The sequence below is a fragment of the Neoalteromonas flava genome, assembly GCF_002807685.1.
In the GTDB taxonomy this organism is placed as follows: domain Bacteria; phylum Pseudomonadota; class Gammaproteobacteria; order Enterobacterales; family Alteromonadaceae; genus Alteromonas_E; species Alteromonas_E flava.
The window spans coordinates 360572-382476 of record NZ_PEAX01000004.1; the positions used below are offsets into that span (position 1 = coordinate 360572).

Genomic DNA, 21905 nt, shown 5'->3' on the forward strand with positions numbered 1-21905 from the left:
TTCCTAAGCTTACGGAACTTCCTGACCACGTGATTCTTGATATAACGCATACCAATCTTCGCGACTAAGACGAATATTAACGGCCTCAGCACATGCGCGAATGCGCGCTAGATTGGTTGTCCCTATAATCGGCTGGATTGCATTCGGTAAACGCATCAACCAAGCCAACACAATGGCTTCAGGTGAGCATTCGTATTTCTCTCCAAGGGCTTTTATCTTTGCTGCTGCCGCTCGCTGACTAGTGTTTTGTGCTCGTTCTTCTGAACTCAGTTTACCTTGGGCCAAACTCCCCCATGCTTGCATCTGTAGGTTGTTCTCGGTGCAATAGGTTAAAAGATGGCTGTCGAAGCTGTTGTCTCTGGCACTTGTACTTCCGGTGGTTAAACTTTCCTCTAACCAATCGCACTGTAATAGGCTCATTTCGATTTGATTCGCGACAATGGGTAAATCCAGATACTTTTGCATAAAACTGATTTGCGCACTTTGCATATTGGACACACCGATTTGCTTTATTTTGCCTATTGAAATGAGCTTGCGCAGGATCTCAGTCGTTTCAACGACATCCATCAAAGGGTCGGGGCGATGAAGTAAAAGAACGTCGAGCTGCTCGATATTTAATCGGCGTAAAATACCGTCTACAGATTGCTCTATCCAGGTGGCAGAAAAGTCGTAACGTTTTGGGCCCTTTTCATCAGCAAAGCGGATCCCACATTTACTCTGAATGACCATCTGATCACGCAGTTCAGGTGCCCGCTTCAGACACTCGCCGAAGGCTATTTCGGCTTTACCAAAGGTATAGATATCGGCGTGGTCAAAAACCGTTATCCCTTCCTCTAGGGCAGCTTCAATGACTGCTTGGGTATGCTTAATGTCATTTGTCGAAACCGGGTCGGTATTCCAACCGCCGCCCAGCCCCATGCAGCCGTAGATCAGTTGGCTCGCACGCGGAAAAGAAGTCTGTATGGGTAAAGATGTATGTGCTTTCATCGTGTTAGCTTAATCAATTTATCGCGTAAATGCGTATGAATACGTTTGTAGCCTATTGTGACAGAGTTACACAATAAAGCGGGGATAAATTGATGAATTCAACGCAGAATACTTACCATGCTGGTTTAGCTTCCGTATTGTTTGCGCTTGCTCTTGCTCTGCTTAGCGGATGCACCGCTATACCCAGTGGTGTTAAGCCAGTAAATGACTTTGACGTTGAGCGCTATCTCGGCCAGTGGTATGAAATCGCTCGTTTTGACCATTCCTTTGAACGTGGCTTGAGCAAGGTTACCGCCCAGTACACTCGTCGCGAAGATGGCGGAATTGATGTGACTAATCGCGGATTTGATGGTGCCAGCAAAACATGGGAAGAAGCGAAGGGGCGCGCTTATTTTGTTGATTCACCGACGGTAGGACATCTGAAAGTGTCATTTTTCGGTCCGTTTTATGCCAGCTATGTGATCATGGCTTTGGATAAAGATGGCTATCAATATTCTTTGGTCACAGGCCCAAACCGAGATTATTTGTGGATCCTCGCAAGAGCGCCAAGTCTCTCTGCCGAAATGACCAATCAATTGATTACGTATGCGGAACAGCAGGGGTATGACACCAGTAGGCTGATTTGGGTACAACAATAATTGACCTAGCATAGCGATAGCATTGTTGTTTAAATGGGGCTATTCTTTGCTCAGTGACAACTGTTCTCTCGAAGAGTAGTCCCAATAGTATGGAGGCTTTCCTTTTTCGTGTAGTGGAGGATGGTGTGCGCCATAAAACTGAAATAAATCTCGTTAAAACACTGCTTATTATCAGTGTCTCTCTGTTTGTAACGCCGTCCATATTTGCCGACGCTGTCAATCAGCGCTACTCAATCAACTTTGCCCCGAACCCGTCTTCGGTCGCACAGCTCGAGTTCTATCATATTTTGGTCAGTCGCTTCGAACGCCAATACCCACAAGTCGATGTGCATATTAATTCGCAAATGATGGAATCTCATAAACAGCGAGTAGCAGATTTTAACCAAGGTAACACGCAAGATATTGATGTGATGTTAGCTTTTGCTGGTACTCAGCTCGAATCATTGATCCGCAGTGGGCATATTGCTGCCATAGATGAGGTTTGGTTTAAACACGATCTCGATAATGTATTTCCATATTCCACTAAACAAATGGTTAGCATTGAGGGTCAACCGTTTGCAATTCCACTGGCTTACTATCAATGGGGCTTTTATTACCGCAAGTCATTTTTTCAGCGTTGGGGCTTATCGGAACCTGAGAATTGGGAACAATTCCTAGCGACAATTAAGCAGCTAGCTACAGTGGTTGATAGCCCTCTTAATTTTAGTGGAGCAAACCCATGGACAACACTTGCTTGGTTTGATTATCTGTCACTACGCCTTTTGGGGCGAGAATATTATTTAGAGCTAATGGCGGGTTCGCGAAGCTTCAATACTCCAGAGGTCGCAAATGTTTTTGAGCACTGGCAACAACTGATCCAAGCAGGAGCGTTCGATCCAGTTCATAAAGGACTGAGTTGGCAACAGTCTTTGCCTTTCTTTTACCGTGGTAAAACCGCTTTGATGTTACAAGGGAATTTCTTTTTGGCAGATGCGCCAGAGAGCCTATTAAGCGATATTGGTTTTTTCCCCTTCCCGCGCATGAGAGTTGACATGCCAAACTATGAAATAGCACCGATGGATACGGTCGTTATGGCTTCGCACGCAAAAGACAAGCCATTCGTAAAGGAGTTTTTAGTGTTCTTGTCGCTGCACGAAACGCAAACCTTTTTCTCTGAATACGTTGATGTGATTTCTCCGCGCAGTGATTATCAACCTAACAACAACTACTTACTACAGGTGGGCGCAGAATTATTGCATAACGCTGATGGGCTCGTGCAATACTTTGACCGGGAAACAGACCCTGAATTTACTCGTATTGCAGGAGAGACTTTTGTGACATTTATGAGTGGAGAAATCACGGTTGAGATGGTACTAACTAAACTCGAAAGTGCCCGGCAGATGTATTTGCTTAAACCTTCCTCTTAGTCAGAATTACGCTGGCAACAGTCTGCCAGCGTGGCTATCTTCCGTTAGGATGTCGCGGTATCCGTTATGGGCTGACCGCGCCCGCCATTGACCTTATGTTTCGCTATAGCCAACCACGCACCGAATAAACACACTGGCAGTGGCATAATGAGTTTTGCTACTTGCTGCAGTAGGTGATGTTCGGGATTTAGCACAATGCTAAGTGCGCCATAAAGGGTAAGTCCAATAGCAAAGTAACAGGCGTGCTTGTATCCGTATGCGCCGGTTTTAACTGTAATTGCATAGGCACAGCCAAGCGCAGTAAGGCTGCCAATCATGGCGGTACCGATGGTAATTAATCCAGAGTTTGCCGCCAGCGTCTGCAGTTCAGATGTTGTGTATTGATCGAGCGGGATACCTGTCTGCCAATACAGAGTTAGCAAGATAGCTAAGGTTGCAGAGATAAGAATATACAAACCAAAGGCAACAGCTAGGTTTTTAATCTTAAGTGGTTGTTTGTTCATCTATAGAGTCCTTTTTGCATCAAACGGTACTTGAGACCAGTTTGAAGGGGTTAAAAAATAGATGAGCCAAGCTGATATTTTTTCTGAGTACGCAGGTATGTCAGTAAAAAAATAACGGCAGAAATGATCAACACAATAGACAGGCTATTCTTCAACAACTGAAAGGTTTCGTGATCGATTTTCTGCATATCGAATGCGGAAAATATCCCGTAAAAACCAAACAAGTGGCTAACAAAAACAACAGCAAAGCCAATGTATAATTGCTTCACCGCTTGTTTGCCCTGTTGACGAAGCCGTATGTTATCTTTGCTTTCGCTATAGGTTTCGTGCTGACCCTCTTGGAGTTGTTCTGCGCTAGCTGAAGTTTCTTCGCCCATTTCCATTAACGCGGTATCTTCTAACAGTCCTTGAATATCAATATCAAAGACGGCGCACAGGCATTTTATGCTCTCTTGCGATGCAACGGCCTTGGCTTCAATTCTTTGCACTGTTCTTAGACTTAACCCTGATAAATCAGCGAGTTGCTGCTGTGACCAGCATTTGCTCTCGCGGAGTTGTTTAAGTTTGTTAGCGTTAATTTTCAATAGCACGAATGAGTCTCCTCGTTGGCTCAGTGTTAAACTAACAAGAAAACCCTATCTCCTTTACGAAACGACAGCGTTAGCGTTACGTTACCAATAAGACACTGGCTGTCAACGCCTTATTTTATAAAGCATTATCTTGAGGTGGTCACTGCGTCGCTGCAATAGAACAAGAGAAGTTAGCTCATCGGAAGCAGCGATAATCTTTGCATTTGTACAGAAAAATAAGCCTCAATAATGAAATAACTCTGTGACTTGGCAGGTCTGTGTAATCTGTTACTCTAATGCAGTGGTTATTTTTCAATCACTATTTAACACGGATTGCGCTTACCCATGCTGAAAAGCCATACAGAAGTCCTTGAGCAAGCACTTGAGATAATATCAACCATGACAGTTGAAGAGTATCAGCAGGTTCTTTCGCCGCATTTTAGCGGTTCGATTGGACAACATATCAGGCATATTATCGATCATTATCTGGCGCTTGAGCAGGGCGCATTGCTCGGGCATGTAGACTACAATCAGCGCCATCGAGCAAGTAATATTGAAAGATGTAAGCAGGAGGCAACGGCAGCGATTCAGGCAATAGTGACATGGTTGCATGGATTGGAACCAAGTGCTTTAGGTCGTCAGATTGTGATTGAAAGCGAAGTCTCCGTAATTGGAACACAAAGCGAACAGGGGGTGTCGACATTGGGTCGAGAAATCATGTTTGTTTCCAGCCATGCCATCCATCACTATTCATTGATTGCTATCATTCGTTCTTTGCAAGGCGGAGTGGTTCCTGAATTATTTGGCTATGCACCCGCAACCATTAGCTACATCAATCATCGCGAAACATAATCGACATAGCTTCGCCACTTGTCACCTAAAAAAAGCTGCAGCTGTTTTTCTGGTGCCTTCGGTAGCTCTACACTCAACAAGAAGCCTGGTGTGTCATTAAAGTTCTTGTCGATACCAAGGCAATGGAAGGTCGCGCCGAGCTTCAAGTACTGCTTCATCAAAACGGGAATGGATTTTCCATCGGCTTCTAAGCTAACTAAAAAGCTCGGCAATAAAGTTTGTAATTCTTTCTGCGTGTACTCTTCGCTTAGCTCGGGTTGCTCTGGCATGGGAAAAAAAGCACGCGGTTTAACGCTGCTGGAGTTCTGCGCATACGCTTGCTCGATCAGCTTAACGCTGCGCGGATCATAAAGTTTACTGACCGAAACAGTACCGTACAGTGTGCGGTATTGTGGGTGGCGCGCCACAAACGCGCCAATACCTCGCCAAAGTAAAAATAAACCTAAGCGGGAACGTTGCATATGCGGGACGAGAAACGAACGACCCAATTCTAAGCAGGGTTGGAGCTGGTTAACAAATGTTGGGGCGAAATTAAACATGCGGTTCAAATACAGTTGTTCTAAGTCGCCTTGAGCCAATAAACGGTCCGTCTGCCCCATTCGATAAGCACCAATAATGGCTTTTGTGTCACGATCGAATACAAAGAGGTGGGTATAAGTACTGTCAAAATAATCGGTATCAATCGGTTCTCCGCTGCCTTCGTTAAGCTGTCTGAAAACCATTTCACGCAACCGAGCAATTTCAGTGACTAAATGCGGGACTTGGGCCTGATAGGCATAGTAGATTTCAAATTGGTTGTGTGTGGCGAGCAATTGTTCTGACGGTAATTCGAGTAGCTCCTTACTGATTAAATTAGCATCCACTTTAGGTGCCAATGGTTTGCTCTCGGTATACCGGTTAGGTGGCCACTCTTGTTGCCAGGTCGTTTGCTGCGCATAGCTAAGAGCTCGACACTGCACCGCAGTGGAAACTAATTTTGCCGGAACGGGATATCCGCTTCCAATACTGATTGTTTGCCCTTGTTTGTTGAGTAATTCGTGACCCAATAAAAACATTCTCAGGCGATGATATAAACGTTCAACCGAATAGAAAAAGGGACTGTTCTGGCCACTCACAAAGATGGGCACATACTGACAACTAGAGGTTTGAGCTAAACGGGCAACGAGACGATTCCATGGATGTTCACGGATTCGACCGCGCTGACGATCTGAAAAGCTGACTTTACCTGCTGGGAAAAGTAGCAACGCGTTACCCTGTTGAATATGCTGCTTGCACTGTCGTAATGACGGACCGTTGCGAGGATCGCGTTCCGCCAGAGGATTGGTAAAAATGAAAAAACTCTGTAGCTCTGGAAAAATTTTCAGGCCCTGATTGGCTAAGACTTTGAGTTCCGGCCTGACTTGCGCAATCGCACGGGCGAGAACAACGCCCTCAATACCCCCAAAAGGATGATTACTCGCGATCACTACCGGCCCGGTGCGAGGGATCCGCTCCTGCAGGGTCGTTAATCCCTCAACCTGCAAGTCCAAAATCTGGATCAACTTATCTGCGAATTCTTCGCGTGATAATCCCTGCATCTGGTGGTGTTGGTAAAGACGATTCATTTTTGCGACGCCCAGCAAACGATCTAATACAGCAAGTGCCGCGCGAGTGAAAAAACTGGAGGTATCGGTCAGTGAGCGCAGGGATATGTCGGTTCTTTGCATTACGTTAATTCTTGTTGTCTTTACCGGTAATCGACCCGTTTTGGGCAGATAAAATTTCCAACTGGACAGCGCAGTTGCTGAATCCACGACTAAATGCTGCTTCGCCCCAGACTTTAAGGCATAATATCATTACTTGTTTCATTGAGATCTGCAATTCATCTATGCTCAATTCATTGACTATCACAGCGCCGGATGACTGGCACTTACATTTCCGTGACGGCGATATGTTATTGGAAACCGTCCCTGCCACAGCGCGTTGTTTCAAACGGGCAATAGTGATGCCTAACTTGGTACCACCGGTCACTACAACCGCACTAGCACTTGATTACAAAGCACGTATTTTAAGTGCAGCAGGCGCTGACGCCGATTTTGAACCTTTAGTGACATTGTATTTGACCAACGACACCTCCCCTGAGGAAATTCGCTTAGCTAAACAGGCGGGGATTGTTGCTAGCAAGCTGTATCCTGCAGGCGCAACCACCAACTCAGATGCGGCGGTAAAGGGCATCGCAAGCTTGTATCCGGTGTTTGAAGAAATGCAAAATCAAGGCATGTTGCTACTGATCCATGGCGAAGTCACAGACAGCCATATTGACATTTTTGACCGTGAAAAAGAGTTTATTGATCAGCACATGCGCGCAATCACGCGTGACTTCCCTGAATTGAAAGTCGTGTTTGAACACATCACTACTAAAGATGCCGCTGATTTTGTAATCGCCAGCTCCGACAACGTAGCTGCTACTATTACGCCACAGCACTTAATGTTAAACCGGAACGATTTATTGGTTGGCGGGATCCGTCCTCACAACTACTGTTTACCGGTGTTAAAGCGTAATATTCATCAACAAGCGTTACGCGGTGTCGTACAGTCGGGTAATCCAAAGTTTTTCTTAGGCACTGATTCTGCTCCGCATGAAAAGCATAAAAAAGAATCCGCATGCGGATGTGCCGGCTGTTACAGCGCTTGGAGCGCAATTGAGCTTTACGCTCAAGTCTTTGAGGAGCTTGATGCATTGGACAAGTTAGAGGGCTTTGCGAGTCACCATGGCGCTGATTTTTATGGCTTGCCACGAAACACTGACACCATAACCCTCGAGCGCAAAAGCTGGACTATTCCTGAATCTATCAAATTGCCAAATGGCGAAGACATTGTCCCATTCATGGCGGGTAGCGCTGTGAATTGGCAATTAGCGAAGTAAAGGGATTCTTTGTGAAGCATCTATTCGTTGGTTCTTGCCTATGGTTGTTCGGTATGTACCTTTTGGGTGCTTATGCGAAGGCCTACGAAAATCAGCAGATCACTGTGTTGACCAGCCCGTTGCCGGTTTTCAGTGAGCAAGCTGACAATGGCAGAATGAGCGGATATTCGGTTGAATTTGCGCGCGCAGTGTTGCAGCAAGCTGAGTTAGAGGCGGAATTTGTTCCCTTACCTTTTGCTCGCTTAATCAGTCAAGTTAAGCAGCAGAAGAACACTATCGCTACTGGAATCGGCCGCACGGAGGAGCGCGAGGATGAGTATTTTTGGATAGCACCTATGACGGCCAATGCGGTCGGATTGTTTGCAATAAAAGACTTACCTTTCACCTCGATTAATCAGATCAACCAACCGATGACTATTTCCGTCTTGCGCGGCGACTACCGTGAAGAGTTTTTGCGTCAGAATCCTATGATCACAGTGGTTGAGCTGGACTCTTGGGCGCAGGCTTTAGGCTCAGTCTTACTGGGGCGGGTAGATGCGGTATTGTTTAGTGAATTAGGGGTATCTTTGACCTGCCAGAATGCTGTTTTGCAGTGCAGCGGTATTCGCCAAGTTTTCACTCATTCGGTCTCGTACAGCTACATGGCGGTGCCAAAAACTGAGGAGAATCGAGGGCTGGCAATGACGCTCACGCGAGCCGCTGCGGAGTTCATAAAAAGTCGCCAGTTTCAGTATTTGACCGAGCGTTGGCTGCCTCAGTTGCGCTTAGTTTCACCGAATGTTTCAGTCGTCGAGGGGGTTATTACACTCGGGCGAGCTGATGTGAAGCCTTCTTTATCCCAGTCGCTGTGGGTTATTACTAATATGGAGCCGATGTTCTCCTATCGCGATGAACGTGGCAATTTAACCGGCTACGCCGTTGAACTGGTGCGCAATATTTTGATTGAAGCGGGTTTAAATACGGAGATTCTAACAGCGCCTTGGCAACGGATCTTGGTTGAAAGTGCTATGAAACCCGATGTGTTAGTGTTTTCGTTGGCGCGTACTGCAGAGCGCGAGGATGATTTTCATTGGATCACCCCAATTACTCAAAACGCATATTCAGTGTTCACCATCGACGCCGATGTAGGAGCCGCGACAAGCTTAGTCACATTGCCGCCAAGCAGTAAAATCGCGGTTCTTAAAGGAGACTTCCGCGAAGAAGTGGTCTTGCAGCATGGGCATGAGGCGATTACCGCTGATACTTGGGGCACCGTACTGTCACGTTTCCTGAATGGTGATGCTGACTACTTATTCTTTTCTGATGGTGGCGTCGATATTATGTGTGACATCTTGGCCGCGCGTTGTAACGACATTAAAAAAGTCTTTACGTATCAATTGGCGACCACCTATTTAGCCATATCAAAACAAGGAACCGATGAGAAAATGATCCAGCGCTTAAAAAAAGCTGCTGAGGCGGTTAAAGGTTCACGGGAATTCCAAACACTGGTGGATTATTGGTTAACAGATTACGCCCAGCAATCAGCATTAAAAATGCATGAAACCGAGGGTATTGTTAAATTATGGAAAGCTGAAGATGAATAGCTCAGACTCGTTTGCCACATTGCCACTGGCTGATGCATTAAAAAAGTATTTACTGGCTGCGGGTTTTAGCAACTTAACACCTATCCAAGCAGCGGCTATTCCAATTGCTATGACCGGCAAAGATGTTATCGCCAAAGCGCAAACCGGGTCAGGTAAAACGCTGGCCTTTGCGTTGCCCATTTTGCACCGGATTAAGCCAGAGTTATCAAAACCTCAAGCGCTAATCCTCTGCCCAACACGTGAGTTAGCCGAGCAAGTAGCAGAGCAAGCAAGGGCTGCTGCGCAGTACATTGCCAATACTAAGGTGCTTACCTTATGTGGTGGCGTGCCGGTGCCGCCGCAAATTGCTTCACTGAAACATGGGGCGAACATTGTTGTTGGTACACCTGGCCGCGTAATGGACCATGTACTCAAACGACGTTTAGATCTAAGTGCCGTAGAAACCTTTGTTTTAGACGAAGCGGATCGCATGCTAGATATGGGTTTCGAGGACGAACTGACGGCGATTGGCAAAGCCTTACCGACGCAACATCAAACGCTATTATTTTCGGCTACTTTCCCAGCGACGATGGATAACCTACTGGAGGCGGTAACGTTAGATGCCGAGCGTGTGGATATTGATAGCAGTGACTCTGTGGGGAACATCCAACAACTCGTTTACCGCGTAGAAGAACATACGCGATTGACGATATTACAAGCGGTGTTAACGGACGAACAAGCATCCACAGCCATTGTGTTTTGTACGACCAAAAAAGACACTCAATATGTTACTGACGCCCTCATTCAAAGCGGATTCTCTGCAGTTGGCTTGCATGGTGATTTAGAACAGCGTGACCGCACGGCCATGCTCGCCATGTTTGCTTCACGCAGTGCGCGCGTGCTGGTTGCCACTGACGTTGCGGCGCGCGGGTTAGATATTGAAGCGGTTGAGCTGGTCATCAATTACAAAGTTAGCGAAGAGACTGAAACTCATATTCATAGAATTGGCCGCACTGGCCGTGCAGGCCAAAAGGGCAAAGCGATAACGCTTGCAAGTGAGGCTGAAGATATATTCGTTGCCCGAATCGAAGAAATGATGAATTGCAGCCTGCCTCGCAAAGGGGGGCAAGCGCTGCGTTTTCATGCCAATCGCATCATTGCGCCTGAATACACAACCATCCAATTAAGCGCGGGGAAAAAAGATAAATTGCGCCCTGGCGATATTCTCGGTGGATTGACCAAAGACGCCGGTATTGAGAATGACGATATTGGAAAGATAAAGGTCACTGCCACGGTCAGTTTTGTTGCGGTGAAATTGCGCAGCGTAAAACGTGCAATGGCGTTTTTTCGAGATGGCAAAGTAAAAGGCAAGCGAATGCGAGCCCGAAAATTAACCCCTATCACTGCAGTTTAACCTTAACAAAGCTTACTTGGAGATATTATGTCGGCCACTATCAGCGTATTAATTGGGTACATTCTTTGGACCATGCTTCTGCTCTTGTTACTTGCAGGTTATCGAACGGTAGTCGCAAAGGAACGTCGTTCGCTAAAATTTTCTGCAGATGGCAGTGATGTACCGCCGCTTGGTCATCGGATCACCCGAGCCCAAGCTAATTGCAGTGAGAGCTTCGTGTTTATCGGCGGAACGTTGCTATTAGCACTGGCGACCAATAGTGCCGTTATCACTGACGGACTCGCCTGGGTATTGCTTGGTGCACGGATTCTGCAGTCACTGACGCATTTGATTTCAACAAGCACAATAGCAATCCAAATTCGATTTGTGTTCTTTTTAGTGCAATTTGGTTTATGCGGCTATTGGCTAATTATGCTAGCGTTAAAATTTGCTGGCTAAATTGAGATTCTTATTATGGATAAGCTCCTGCAACGGATTACTGCATTATCACCGTGTGATTTCGCTGATGCACTGCCAATAGAGCAATTTATTGACCCGGCAATCCAATCGTTATGGCAGCCTATCCCTAAATTGGTCGGTCGCGCGTACACGGTAAGCTGTCCGCCGGGTGATCATTTAATGTTTCATGCGGCCATATATCGTGCAAAGCCAGGGGACGTCATTGTTGCAGTGGGTGATCCCGCGTTCGCCTTAGCGGGTGGAAATGTATGTGCGATAGCACAAGAGAATGGCATCGCTGGCTGTATTATTGATGGTCGAGTGCGCGACCTTGCTGAAATACGCGAGATGCAGTTTCCATTATTTGCCAAAGGGGTTATCCCAAAGCCTGGAGCGAAAAAACAACTCGGCGAGTTGCAAGGCAGTATTCAGTGTGGCGGTGTGACGGTGAATAGCGGTGATTATGTGATTGCCGATGAAGAGGGTATCGCGATTATTCCACAACAGGATATTGAATCGGCGTTGGAAAAAGCCGAAGCTCGGGCTAAAAAGGATGCCGAAACGCCTTTACCTGCTTGGCGAGAGCAACACGTAAAGACCGTGCAAACTGCGTTAACAAACTTAGGTTTTAGCGACCAAGACTAGCCATTCGATTAATTTATTAGGTAGTCGCCATGTTTTCTTTTTTTGAACGCTTAACTGAAGCGTTCCCGCCACACCCACCGACCCAGCCGCCGAAAACCATTTGGGCGTTTTGTCGATATTATACTCAAGGCATGTGGCCGATTATTCTCTTCGTGTCAGCACTGAGTGCCTGCATTGCCGCTTTGGAAGTTGCTTTGTTTGGTTTCATGGGGCAATTGGTCGATTGGTTTTCAGAACGCGATCGCGCTACTTTTATGGCTGAAGAAGGCCAAACATTGATGATTTATGGCGGGGTTGTGTTACTGCTGATCCCGGGTCTTATCTTTCTCCACGCCATGCTCAAGCATCAATCCTTGATGGGCAACTACCCCATGCGCATTCGCTGGCTGGCGCATCGTTACTTGATTGGTCAAAGTTTAAGCTTCTTCCAAAATGAATTTGCGGGCCGGGTAGCGACTAAAGTGATGCAAACGGCTTTAGCCGTGCGTGAAACCGTCTTGAAGCTACTCGACTTGATGGTTTACGTTGGCGTGTATTTTGTCAGCGTTGTTGCGCTGGTATTCAGTACGGATTGGCGCCTAAGTATTCCGTTGATGATTTGGCTGGTCATTTACATCACTATTTTGCGTATCCTCGTACCGAGATTGAAGCAAATCTCAGAACGCCAAGCTGATGCGCGTTCATTGATGACCGGGCGCATCGTAGACAGTTATACCAACATGATGACAGTTAAGCTGTTTTCGCATAGCCAGCGAGAATCAAACTATGCGAAAGACGCGATGCGTGGGTTTTTGCATACGGTTTATCCGCAGATGCGGCTTGTCACTGTATTGGAAGGTGCAATTGAGTTTCTCAATGGAACGCTAATTTTTGTTATGGGGGCGTTGTCAGTACACCTATGGTTGGCTGAAATTGCGTCACCTGGCGATATTGCAATCGCAATCGCGTTATGTCTGCGCTTAAACGGTATTTCCCATTGGATCATGTGGGAAGTATCTAGCCTATTTGAAAACATTGGTACTGTGCAAGACGGCATTAACACCCTCTCGCGCCCAGTGTCAGTCACTGATCAAGAGCACGCTCAGCCATTGCAAGTGCGGGGGGGGGAATTACGCTTTGACAAAGTTAACTTTGCTTACGTCCCTGAAAAAGCCAAAGATGCGCTACCTATTCCGGTATTTGAACAACTTAATCTGACCATCAAACCAGGTGAAAAAGTCGGGCTGGTGGGGCGTTCTGGTGCCGGTAAGTCAACCCTAGTTAATCTACTCTTGCGCTTTTACGATATTCAAGGTGGCTCCATTCAGATTGATGGGCAAGATATTCGCGACGTCGATCAAGAGAGCCTGCGCGCGCAAATAAGTATGGTGACGCAAGATACGTCTTTGTTACATCGTTCGGTACGCGACAATATTGTCTACGGGCGCAGTGGCGCTAGCGAGGAAGCGATGATTGATGCCGCGCGCAAAGCAGAAGCGCATGAATTTATCCAGTTGCTTTCTGATGCACAGAATCGTCGAGGGTATGACGCGCATGTGGGCGAGCGTGGTGTGAAGCTATCGGGTGGACAAAGGCAACGGATCGCCATCGCCAGAGTTATGCTCAAAGACGCGCCGATCTTGATATTAGATGAAGCGACATCAGCACTAGATTCTGAGGTCGAAGTGGCCATTCAAGGCTGCTTGGATCAGATGATGGAAGGAAAAACCGTGTTAGCAATCGCGCATAGACTGTCAACCATCGCGCAAATGGATCGCTTGCTGGTACTTGATAAAGGGCAAATCGTTGAATCTGGCACTCACAACGAGTTGCTCCAACTCAATGGTATTTATGCGAAATTATGGGCACATCAAACGGGTGGATTTATCGGGCTGGAATAGTTCAGTGCATTTCGCGCTTGTATCCAAAGTGGGAATAAGTATAATGCCAGTCCCTTCCTTGCGATGCCCTCGATTCCCTTGATTTAGAGACTTCACAAGGTAAGTGTAACTATTAATCGGTGAACGTGATGAGCGGTCACTGTAATAGGGGTGTAGTTCGAATTGGTAGAACAGCGGTCTCCAAAACCGATGGTTGGGGGTTCGAGTCCCTCCACCCCTGCCATATTAAGTTGCCGAATAATTCGGTAGGCGGCACAGTCGCACATGTTTAGGACATACGGGTAATGAGTGAGAAAGTAGAAAATACATCAGGTGGCGCATTTGACCTGATCAAGTGGCTAGTGGTTTTTGCGATCCTAGCAGCGATTATCGCGGGTAATTCAGTTTATGGCGATGTATCGGTATTGTATCGTGCCTTAGCAGCCGTTGTGGGTGTTGTGGTCGCTGGTTTTATTGCGGCAACAACAGTTAAAGGCAGCGCATTTCTTACCTATGCAAAAGAGTCTCGTACTGAAGTTCGCAAGGTCGTTTGGCCATCACGTCAAGAAGCAACACAAACAACCTTAATTGTGTTGGTAGCAACCGTTATTGTCGGCTTGATCCTGTGGGGTCTTGACGGGATCATCGTTCGCGTTGTTGGCTGGATCACGGGAATAGGAGCGTAATCATGTCAGATAAAAAATGGTATGTAGTGCAAGCGTATTCGCAGTACGAAGGACGCGTTAAGAAGACGCTCGAAGAGTATATCAAAATGCACGGCATGGAAGAGTACTTCGGACAGATCCTAGTGCCAACCGAAGAAGTGGTTGAAATGCGTGCTGGCCAAAAGCGTAAGTCTGAGCGTAAGTTTTATCCAGGCTACGTGTTAGTCGAAATGGATATGAATGAAAAATCGTGGCACTTAGTTAAAAGCGTGCCTCGCGTTTTGGGCTTTATTGGTGGTACTTCGGATCGTCCAATGCCGATTACTCAGCGTGAAGCAGATAACATCCTGAACCGTCTAGAAGAGTCGGTTGATAAGCCAAAACCAAAAACGTTGTTCGAGCCAGGCGAAGTGGTACGTGTTACCGATGGTCCGTTTGCGGACTTCAATGGTGTGGTTGAAGAAGTGGATTATGAGAAGAGCCGTGTGAAAGTATCGGTGTTAATCTTCGGCCGTTCTACGCCGGTTGACCTAGAGTTTAGCCAAGTCGAAAAAGGCTAAATCACAGTTAGTTGAAAAAGCCCGCAATAAGCGGGCTTTTTTATGCAAAACATAACGCTCGCATGCGTTGCTGTTCAGCTTGCAGTGTTTTAACTATTCAGACTACCAATCGGGCGCAAAGTCTGGGTCGATCATGCGCTGATCCGTATCAAGTGATGCTATGCGATCCATGTCTTCTGGGGTCAAACGAATATCTTTGGCCGCCAGATTGGCTTCAATATGCTCTGCATTGGTTGACGCCGGGATAGGTATAATGCCTTGCTGAATTTGCCACGCAATAGCAATACTTGCGGGCGATGTATCGTGCTCCTTTGCTATCGCCTGTAATACTTCGTTTTGCATAACTTCTCCATTAGCGATAGGCATATAGCCAACAACTGTGATCCCTTGGCTTTGACAATACTTCACCAAATCTTGATTTTGAAAAAACGGGTGTACTTCAACCTGATTACAGGCAATATTTTCTACTCCAATCACTGCCGCAGCTTCTTCCAGTTGCTGTTTGGTAAAATTACTGACACCGACGGCGCGCGTCATACCTTTGTGCATAGCACTGACTAGCTCGGTTAAATATTCCGCCATGGGCACTTTGTTTTTAGGACTCGGCCAGTGGATCAACAGTAAATCCACATAGTCAGTGTTCAACTTCTCAAGGCTTTCCTCCACCGAGGGCAAGAATTTATCTTTAGCTAAGTTATCGAACCAAACTTTGGTAGTGATGAACAAGCGACTGCGTGGTGTACTCGCGATGGCAGCGCCGACATCGGTTTCGTTGGCATAAATCTGTGCAGTATCAATATGGCTAAAGCCAGCATTAAGTGCCTTCTCTACTGCATGTTTAGCGGTATCTCCTTTCAGGCGAAAAGTACCGAAACCTGGGGTTGGGATAGCAACGTTGTACATAATCTACTCCTACTTAATTTTCGCAATAACAAGTTCGTTACTGAAAGAAGCATGCCAACCTCGGAACGCGGAGATTAGCGCCATAGCGCAAAGTGATATGCCTAATGTTGGGTAGCTTTTACATAGCAGTGACAGCAGTGTGAAAAATCTACTCAGCAAAAAAGTTTACGACTTGTTACATCTAATCGCTTGAACGATTTTTAAACAGGAGTACCGTGTAAGCGATAGTCAGTAATTGTAGGAGAAGCTCTATGGACGAAGGTATGATTTTCGTACTCACAATTTTATTTTTATTTGTGCTGCCCATTGTGTTTGTTGGTATTTGGACTAGCCATAAGAAAGACATGCTCAAACTTAATGGCCAACTCTCTACCTCAGAGAAAGCCAATTATGAAAATGAGTTGGCTGGGGTGAAAAAACGCTTAGAAGTCCTTGAGGCTATTGTCACTGACAAGCGCTATCAGCTTGACTCAGAAATAGCTGAGCTGCAAAAGTCTGATCGGATCCAGTAGCAAACTATTGCAGAGCTCATTCTTAGCATCTACGATAAAACGCAGGACAAAATAATTGCCTGCGTTGTTTTCCGCTTAAACAAGCTCAGCGTGGGCCAATGGAGTACTCTGTGGCCGTAAAGCAAATCGATCACCCGCTAATCCAACACAAACTTGGCTTGATGCGTAAAGCCGGGATCAGTAGTAAACAGTTTCGCGAATTAACTAATGAGTTAGGTTCTTTGCTGACCTATGAGGCCACACGAAGCATGGCCACGGAAACCGTCAACATAGATGGATGGGCTGGTGAGCCAATCCCAGTTCAACGGTTAAAAGGTAAGAAAATGACCGTGGTACCGATTTTGCGCGCGGGAATGGGTATGCTGGACGGCGTTATGAACCTGGTCCCAAACGCGAAAATCAGTGTGGTTGGATTTTACCGGAATGAAGAAACGCTCCAACCGGTGGCGTATTTTGATAAAGTGGTGAAGGACGTTGATCAGCGCCGAGCATTAATTATCGACCCCATGTTGGCGACGGGGGGAACACTTAATGCAACCATCGCACTGCTCAAGAGTAAAGGTTGTCAGCATATTACCGGCTTGTTTTTGGTCGCCGCTCCTGAGGGTATACAAGCCGTTACCGCCGCTCATCCTGATGTGGATCTTTATACTGCAGCGATTGATGAACGTCTCAATGAGAATGGATACATTTTGCCTGGCCTCGGTGATGCCGGCGATAAAATCTTTGGGACTCGATAGCGCTCGAGCCCCAGTTGATCTGTATCAAGGCAATCCCACCAATAGTAAGCGACACTTGCACAGTACAATACCGAATAATGAAGGGTTGTCATGCAAGAGCCACGGCTAATACCCTCGGGTGAATCTGCTTCTGATAAAGCAACCTTAAGCGCCAAAAACCTGATAAAAACCTACCAGACCGGCGAAGTTACAGTGCAAGCTTTACGCGGCGTGGACTTTGAGCTGTTTCCGCGTGAAATGGTGGTTTTACTTGGGGCTTCTGGCAGCGGCAAATCAACACTGCTCAACATTTTGGGAGGTCTCGATCTACCGACGTCAGGGCAGGTGTATTATCAGCAGCAAGATCTGAGTCAAGCGTCTGATGCTGAGTTGACGCGTTTTCGCCGCGACCATGTGGGTTTTGTCTTCCAATTTTATAACTTAATTCCTAGTCTAACGGCATACGAAAATGTTGCCTTGGTTACTGAAATTTCACCCCACCCCATCCCTCCTGAGGAAGCGCTAGCTTTAGTCAATTTAGCTGATCGCATGCATCACTTTCCTGCTCAGTTGTCAGGTGGTGAGCAACAGCGTGTTGCGATTGCCAGAGCGATAGCCAAACAACCCGATATCTTATTGTGTGACGAGCCCACCGGTGCACTGGATAAACACACGGGTATTTTAGTGTTGGAGGCGATTGAAAATATCAATAAGCAATTGGGTACGGCAACTGCCGTCATCACCCACAATAGCGTAGTCGGAGCAATGGCCGATCGCATTGTGCATATCTCTGATGGCTTGATTAGCCGTTGCGAGATAAATGCTAACCGCCAGCCGGCGAGCAGTTTAATATGGTAGCGATCTCGGCACTTAATCGGAAACTACTCCGTGATTTATGGCGCTTGCGCGGCCAGGTGTTGGCGATAGCGCTGGTCATCGGTTCGGGGGTTGCGACGCTAGTGATGTCGCTCTCTACGGTCGAAGCACTGCATGACACCACCAATGCTTATTATCAGCAATACCGCTTTGCCGATGTGTTTGCGCAGGTGACTCGGGCACCTGAACGAGTGGTAGAACAATTACGTCAAATACAAGGTGTGCAGACAGTAGAGTCACGCATTACCCATTATGTAACGGTGGATATTAACGGTTTTGCTGAGCCTGTAGTGGGACAGGTTATGTCTATCCCGTCACGCGGTCAGCCACTATTGAATCAGTTAGTCCTGAGGCAAGGGCGCTGGATATCACCTCATGCCGTTGACGAAATCATTCTTAGCGAACCCTTTGCACAAGCCCATGGCCTGCAGATAAATGATCCCATCGCGCTAATATTAAATGGTAGCAAACGTCAGTTTAGGGTGGTGGGTTTAGCCTTGAGTCCTGAGTTCATCTATAGCATCGGTCCGGGTGCGCTAATGCCAGAGGATTTGCGCTTTGGCGTTATGTGGTTAGCCCGCGATGTATTGGCCGCCGCTTTTGACCTCAAGCATGCTTTTAATGCAGTGGCCATCAAGACTATGCAAACGGCAGTTCTGGAAGATATTCTCGCCGAAACTGACTTGCTACTCGATCCTTATGGTGGCGGTAATGCCATCGGTAGAGCCGATCAAATCTCAAATTGGTTTGTCATGAATGAGATCGAGCAACAAAAAACCATGGCCAGAATATTGCCCGGGATTTTTATCTTGGTGGCAGTGTTTCTGACTAATATGGTGCTATCGCGTCTGATCGCAACGGAGCGCACTGAGATTGGTTTGTTGAAAGCCTTTGGCTATGAGCGCGTTGCGCTTATTTGGCATTACACAAAACTAGTACTGCTGATGTGTTTATTCGGCTGGATATTGGGTTCGGGGCTTGGGGCGATGTTTGGTCGCATGAATACACAAATGTATGCTGAAATGTTTCGCTTTCCACTGCTTATCTATCAACCGGGCTGGCATGCGTTTACCTATGGTGGCGCAGTTGCCGTTATGGCTGTGTTACTCGGGGCCTGGACTGCTGTTAGGAAAGCCGCCATCTTGCCGCCAGCCGTGGCTATGACTCCATCTGCGCCACCCAGTTATCGTCGCGCGATTTTTTCCACTAGCGCGTTTGGACGTTGGCTTGATCAGCCGACCCGTATCGCGTTACGGCAAATTGCGCGCTGGCCATTACGCTCATTCTTTACCAGCCTCGGCATTGCCTTTGCAATTGGGCTCACCATCATGAATTTACAGTGGACAGACTCGCTATCGCACTTATCCAGAGTCTTTTTTTTCGAAGCACAAAAACAAGACATTATGCTTGGTGTTCCGAAGCCATTGTCTATGCGCGCAATCCACGACTTCAAACAATTACCCGGGGTACTGCAAGCTGAACCCATGCGCATCGTACCTGTTGAGTTTAGTGTAAATGGCATTGTGCATCGTGGTGCACTCAATGGTATTCAGTCAGGTAGTCTGTTACAGCCAATCTATGACGACGCCTTAAGGCATACCAAAGCGGTCCCTGAAAACGGTGTAATGTTGTCGACTGCGCTAGCGGAAAAACTCAATGTTCGCGTGGGCGGACGGGTCTGGATCGAAGTACTGGAAGGTAAGCGCCTCTACTTTGAAGTACCGGTAGTGGGCACCTTTGAAACTTACATTGGCACTCCAGCATTTATTGAAATATCCGCGCTAAATCGATATATCGGTGACTCGCCAAGCTTTAACTATGTCAATTTGAAGATCGACTATGCGCAACAAATGGCATTGTTTCGTGCGCTTAAAAATACCCCCCAAGTGAGTGCTGTAATGCTCAAGCAAGCAGCCCTGCAAGCATTTAACTCAGTTATCATTGAACACCTCATGGTATTTATCAGTATGTTTGTGCTGCTGGCCTGTTTGTTGGCATTGGGCGTGGTTTATAACAGCACTCGAATTGCCCTGTCTGAGCGTGCACGCGAATTGGCAACACTGCGCGTGTTGGGGTTTTCCAAAGCCGAAATCAGTTATGTGCTATTGGGCGAAGTCATGTTTTTGGTGCTTTTCGCATTACCCTTAGGCTGCTTATGTGGGTGGCTATTGGTAAACGCTATGGCAAATGCATTCAATACGGAAATGTATCGGGTGCCTATGGTTATTGAAACTTCGACTTATGGTGGCGCCATCTTGTTGGTTGTATTAGCTGCTTTGATCTCCGCCATTATTGTGCGGCGCCGAACGAATCACTTGGATTTAATTAAAGTCCTTAAAACTAGGGAATAATGTATGCAGACTCGACATTCTCGTTTTATTTTATGGTCGCTACTACTGGGTGTATTGGTTGTGCTCATTGTTTTCTCATTTCAACCTAAACCTGTCCTTACCCAAATCAACACGGCGCAGCTAGGCGAACTGTTAATCAGTGTGAAGGAAGAGGGCAAAACACGGATCCATGACACCTATGTGATATCTACACCGGTAACCGGCAACTTAAAACGCATTAATGCAGATGTCGGTGACAGCGTATTAGTGTCAGAGACAGTGATTGCCAGTATCGAGCCGATTGACCCGGCTTTTTTGGACCCGCGCACTGAAGCTCAGGTAAAAGCCGAAATTGAAGCGGCTGCCTCGTCGCAGAAATTGGCCCAAGCACGCGTAGAGCAAGTAGAAGCGGAACTTGAATTTGCAGTTTCTCAGCTCAAGCGCATGCAGGAGCTTCGGATCAGCAACAGTGTTTCACAAACCCAATTGGATGAGGCTGCGCGGCTGCATAAAACGACTAAGGCAGAACTAGCAACGGCACGCGCTGCATTACAAATGCGTTTGTTCGAATACGAACGTGCCAAAGCGCAACTATTATCACCGGCAACAGTCCGTGCGCAGCCGCAGGAATGCGAATGCATCAATATAACCTCGCCGATCAATGGAAAAGTATTAAGCGTGTTTAGTCGCAGTGAAGGTGTTGTACAAGCGGGAACGCCGCTGGTCGAGGTTGGTGATCCACAAGACTTGGAAATTGTCGTAGAGCTGTTGTCATTTGATGCGGTAAAAGTTGTACCCGGTTACCCTGTATTGATCTCGAATTGGGGCGGGGAGGAAACACTGAACGGAACGGTGCGGCGTGTTGAGCCGGTGGGCTTTAAAAAAGTCTCTGCGTTGGGTATTGAAGAGCAGCGGGTGAACGTGATTGTGGCCTTTGAGAGTGAGTATCTTGAACGTGAACGCTTAGGGCATGGCTATCAAGTGGACGTTGAGATTGTACTGGAGACAAAAGCGGATGTATTAACTGTGCCCATCAGTGCGCTGTTCAGAGAGGATAATCATTGGGCGCTTTATAGCGTTGTAGAAGACACCATTGAGAAACGCATCGTCGTCATTGGTGCAATGAACGACTATGCTGCCGAGATCCAATCAGGATTAACCGCAGGGGAGGCATACATTGTTTATCCCAATGAGCAAACCATCGTAGGAGCGACAGTTGAGGCTTTATGATTACATGTGACCAATATGACTACATTGAAATTGTCTGCTTGTTTCACTACCCCGTTGAAATCAAGTGCAAATCCGGAGCGGTAGTAAGTGGTTGCGCGATGGATATCCAAAAAGATAGTCACCGAAATGAATGTATACTAATTACCACGCTAGCGACATCGCAGTTAATCCCGTTGGATGCTATAAGCTCGTTACGTATAACGGTGGACAACCCGCATTTTTCTGAGGTCTCGTTTCAAGCATAAACGGTGTTAGATGCGACGTAGCACGTATCTCAATTTCTTGAATGCAAGCTAATACTTAATTTCACACTGATTTCACAGGCACTTGAT

General features: G+C 46.8%; 22 protein-coding genes and 1 tRNA gene. 18 read left to right on the top strand and 5 right to left on the bottom strand.

Going from position 1 to position 21905, the window contains the following annotated elements:
* Positions 1-9: 9 nt before the first annotated feature.
* Positions 10-987: an aldo/keto reductase gene (locus tag CSH92_RS11735; RefSeq protein WP_205662170.1), complete on the bottom strand. Its 978-nt coding sequence runs from the start codon at positions 985-987 to the stop codon at positions 10-12.
* A 92-nt stretch (positions 988-1079) separates the two neighbouring features.
* Here CSH92_RS11735 and CSH92_RS11740 point away from each other — a divergent pair, with 92 nt between their 5' ends.
* Entirely contained in the window at positions 1080-1625 is a 546-nt protein-coding gene (locus CSH92_RS11740; protein WP_100657820.1) for a lipocalin family protein, read from the top strand.
* Positions 1626-1750: 125 nt separating this feature from the next.
* The gene (locus CSH92_RS11745; protein ID WP_164084725.1) at positions 1751-3031 is read left to right on the top strand and encodes an ABC transporter substrate-binding protein; all 1281 of its coding nucleotides are present in this window, start codon (positions 1751-1753) and stop codon (positions 3029-3031) included.
* 44 nt (positions 3032-3075) lie between these two features.
* Here the strand turns inward: CSH92_RS11745 and CSH92_RS11750 are convergent, their stop codons facing one another.
* Positions 3076-3534 carry a hypothetical protein gene (locus CSH92_RS11750; RefSeq protein ID WP_100657822.1) on the bottom strand — a complete coding sequence of 153 codons (459 nt, stop codon included), beginning with the start codon at positions 3532-3534 and terminating at the stop codon, positions 3076-3078.
* A 50-nt stretch (positions 3535-3584) separates the two neighbouring features.
* Positions 3585-4124 carry a helix-turn-helix domain-containing protein gene (locus CSH92_RS11755; protein WP_100657823.1) on the bottom strand — a complete coding sequence of 180 codons (540 nt, stop codon included), beginning with the start codon at positions 4122-4124 and terminating at the stop codon, positions 3585-3587.
* Positions 4125-4448: 324 nt separating this feature from the next.
* Here CSH92_RS11755 and CSH92_RS11760 point away from each other — a divergent pair, with 324 nt between their 5' ends.
* Positions 4449-4955, top strand: a complete 507-nt coding sequence (locus tag CSH92_RS11760; protein WP_100657824.1) for a DinB family protein — start codon at positions 4449-4451, stop codon at positions 4953-4955.
* On the opposite strand, the gene CSH92_RS11765 is transcribed toward CSH92_RS11760, so the two are convergent.
* Positions 4940-6661, bottom strand: a complete 1722-nt coding sequence (locus CSH92_RS11765; protein ID WP_100657881.1) for a lysophospholipid acyltransferase family protein — start codon at positions 6659-6661, stop codon at positions 4940-4942. The two genes, CSH92_RS11760 and CSH92_RS11765, sit on opposite strands and share 16 nt — an antisense overlap.
* Before the next feature lie 161 nt (positions 6662-6822).
* On the opposite strand from CSH92_RS11765, the gene pyrC reads away from it, so the two are divergent.
* The 9 genes from pyrC (at position 6823) to nusG (ending at position 15003) form a co-directional block, all read left to right on the top strand.
* The gene (gene pyrC / locus CSH92_RS11770; RefSeq protein WP_100657825.1) at positions 6823-7860 is read left to right on the top strand and encodes a dihydroorotase; all 1038 of its coding nucleotides are present in this window, start codon (positions 6823-6825) and stop codon (positions 7858-7860) included.
* Positions 7861-7871: 11 nt separating this feature from the next.
* Complete coding sequence (locus CSH92_RS11775; RefSeq protein WP_124916953.1) at positions 7872-9443, top strand: substrate-binding periplasmic protein; 1572 nt, start codon at positions 7872-7874, stop codon at positions 9441-9443.
* Complete coding sequence (gene dbpA, locus CSH92_RS11780; protein WP_100657827.1) at positions 9436-10836, top strand: ATP-dependent RNA helicase DbpA; 1401 nt, start codon at positions 9436-9438, stop codon at positions 10834-10836. Before CSH92_RS11775 ends, dbpA begins: the two co-directional genes overlap by 8 nt.
* Before the next feature lie 27 nt (positions 10837-10863).
* Positions 10864-11274 carry an MAPEG family protein gene (locus CSH92_RS11785; RefSeq protein ID WP_100657828.1) on the top strand — a complete coding sequence of 137 codons (411 nt, stop codon included), beginning with the start codon at positions 10864-10866 and terminating at the stop codon, positions 11272-11274.
* 15 nt (positions 11275-11289) lie between these two features.
* A complete protein-coding gene (locus tag CSH92_RS11790) occupies positions 11290-11919 on the top strand; it encodes an RraA family protein (protein WP_100657829.1) in 630 nt (209 codons plus the stop codon).
* A 29-nt stretch (positions 11920-11948) separates the two neighbouring features.
* On the top strand, positions 11949-13799 hold the full coding sequence (locus CSH92_RS11795) for an ABC transporter ATP-binding protein (protein WP_100657830.1): 1851 nt from the start codon (positions 11949-11951) through the stop codon (positions 13797-13799).
* A 146-nt stretch (positions 13800-13945) separates the two neighbouring features.
* Positions 13946-14022 (top strand) — tRNA-Trp (locus CSH92_RS11800).
* A gap of 61 nt (positions 14023-14083) precedes the next feature.
* A complete protein-coding gene (secE, locus tag CSH92_RS11805) occupies positions 14084-14464 on the top strand; it encodes a preprotein translocase subunit SecE (RefSeq protein WP_100657831.1) in 381 nt (126 codons plus the stop codon).
* Positions 14465-14466: 2 nt separating this feature from the next.
* Positions 14467-15003, top strand: coding sequence for a transcription termination/antitermination protein NusG (gene nusG / locus CSH92_RS11810; RefSeq protein ID WP_100657832.1), 537 nt, complete (start codon positions 14467-14469; stop codon positions 15001-15003).
* 102 nt (positions 15004-15105) lie between these two features.
* On the opposite strand, the gene dkgB is transcribed toward nusG, so the two are convergent.
* Positions 15106-15906, bottom strand: a complete 801-nt coding sequence (dkgB, locus tag CSH92_RS11815) for a 2,5-didehydrogluconate reductase DkgB (RefSeq protein ID WP_100657833.1) — start codon at positions 15904-15906, stop codon at positions 15106-15108.
* A 251-nt stretch (positions 15907-16157) separates the two neighbouring features.
* Here dkgB and CSH92_RS11820 point away from each other — a divergent pair, with 251 nt between their 5' ends.
* From CSH92_RS11820 to CSH92_RS11845, 6 genes are all read left to right on the top strand, one after another.
* Positions 16158-16418, top strand: a complete 261-nt coding sequence (locus tag CSH92_RS11820; RefSeq protein WP_100657834.1) for a hypothetical protein — start codon at positions 16158-16160, stop codon at positions 16416-16418.
* Between the two features lie 110 nt (positions 16419-16528).
* Positions 16529-17158 carry a uracil phosphoribosyltransferase gene (gene upp, locus CSH92_RS11825; RefSeq protein WP_100657835.1) on the top strand — a complete coding sequence of 210 codons (630 nt, stop codon included), beginning with the start codon at positions 16529-16531 and terminating at the stop codon, positions 17156-17158.
* A 90-nt stretch (positions 17159-17248) separates the two neighbouring features.
* Positions 17249-17995 (top strand): ABC transporter ATP-binding protein, encoded by a 747-nt coding sequence (locus CSH92_RS11830; protein ID WP_100657836.1) that lies wholly within the window; start codon positions 17249-17251, stop codon positions 17993-17995.
* The gene (locus CSH92_RS11835) at positions 17989-20364 is read left to right on the top strand and encodes an ABC transporter permease (protein WP_240612797.1); all 2376 of its coding nucleotides are present in this window, start codon (positions 17989-17991) and stop codon (positions 20362-20364) included. Before CSH92_RS11830 ends, CSH92_RS11835 begins: the two co-directional genes overlap by 7 nt.
* Positions 20365-20367: 3 nt before the next feature.
* A complete protein-coding gene (locus CSH92_RS11840) occupies positions 20368-21573 on the top strand; it encodes an efflux RND transporter periplasmic adaptor subunit (RefSeq protein WP_100657837.1) in 1206 nt (401 codons plus the stop codon).
* Positions 21570-21818 (top strand): Rho-binding antiterminator, encoded by a 249-nt coding sequence (locus CSH92_RS11845; RefSeq protein WP_100657838.1) that lies wholly within the window; start codon positions 21570-21572, stop codon positions 21816-21818. Before CSH92_RS11840 ends, CSH92_RS11845 begins: the two co-directional genes overlap by 4 nt.
* The last annotated feature ends 87 nt before the right edge of the window (positions 21819-21905 follow it).

What these genes read in the sequence shown, in the direction of transcription:
- dbpA (WP_100657827.1), top strand. Translation starts at nt 9,436, where the DNA reads ATGAATAGCTCAGACTCGTTTGCCACATTGCCACTGGCTGATGCATTA.
- CSH92_RS11835 (WP_240612797.1), top strand. Translation starts at nt 17,989, where the DNA reads ATGGTAGCGATCTCGGCACTTAATCGGAAACTACTCCGTGATTTATGG.
- secE (WP_100657831.1), top strand. Translation starts at nt 14,084, where the DNA reads ATGAGTGAGAAAGTAGAAAATACATCAGGTGGCGCATTTGACCTGATC.
- CSH92_RS11785 (WP_100657828.1), top strand. Translation starts at nt 10,864, where the DNA reads ATGTCGGCCACTATCAGCGTATTAATTGGGTACATTCTTTGGACCATG.
- CSH92_RS11845 (WP_100657838.1), top strand. Translation starts at nt 21,570, where the DNA reads ATGATTACATGTGACCAATATGACTACATTGAAATTGTCTGCTTGTTT.
- CSH92_RS11760 (WP_100657824.1), top strand. Translation starts at nt 4,449, where the DNA reads ATGCTGAAAAGCCATACAGAAGTCCTTGAGCAAGCACTTGAGATAATA.
- nusG (WP_100657832.1), top strand. Translation starts at nt 14,467, where the DNA reads ATGTCAGATAAAAAATGGTATGTAGTGCAAGCGTATTCGCAGTACGAA.
- CSH92_RS11840 (WP_100657837.1), top strand. Translation starts at nt 20,368, where the DNA reads ATGCAGACTCGACATTCTCGTTTTATTTTATGGTCGCTACTACTGGGT.
- CSH92_RS11795 (WP_100657830.1), top strand. Translation starts at nt 11,949, where the DNA reads ATGTTTTCTTTTTTTGAACGCTTAACTGAAGCGTTCCCGCCACACCCA.
- pyrC (WP_100657825.1), top strand. Translation starts at nt 6,823, where the DNA reads ATGCTCAATTCATTGACTATCACAGCGCCGGATGACTGGCACTTACAT.
- CSH92_RS11765 (WP_100657881.1), bottom strand. Translation starts at nt 6,661, where the DNA reads ATGCAAAGAACCGACATATCCCTGCGCTCACTGACCGATACCTCCAGT.
- CSH92_RS11790 (WP_100657829.1), top strand. Translation starts at nt 11,290, where the DNA reads ATGGATAAGCTCCTGCAACGGATTACTGCATTATCACCGTGTGATTTC.
- dkgB (WP_100657833.1), bottom strand. Translation starts at nt 15,906, where the DNA reads ATGTACAACGTTGCTATCCCAACCCCAGGTTTCGGTACTTTTCGCCTG.
- CSH92_RS11735 (WP_205662170.1), bottom strand. Translation starts at nt 987, where the DNA reads ATGAAAGCACATACATCTTTACCCATACAGACTTCTTTTCCGCGTGCG.
- CSH92_RS11750 (WP_100657822.1), bottom strand. Translation starts at nt 3,534, where the DNA reads ATGAACAAACAACCACTTAAGATTAAAAACCTAGCTGTTGCCTTTGGT.
- CSH92_RS11830 (WP_100657836.1), top strand. Translation starts at nt 17,249, where the DNA reads ATGCAAGAGCCACGGCTAATACCCTCGGGTGAATCTGCTTCTGATAAA.
- CSH92_RS11820 (WP_100657834.1), top strand. Translation starts at nt 16,158, where the DNA reads ATGGACGAAGGTATGATTTTCGTACTCACAATTTTATTTTTATTTGTG.
- CSH92_RS11740 (WP_100657820.1), top strand. Translation starts at nt 1,080, where the DNA reads ATGAATTCAACGCAGAATACTTACCATGCTGGTTTAGCTTCCGTATTG.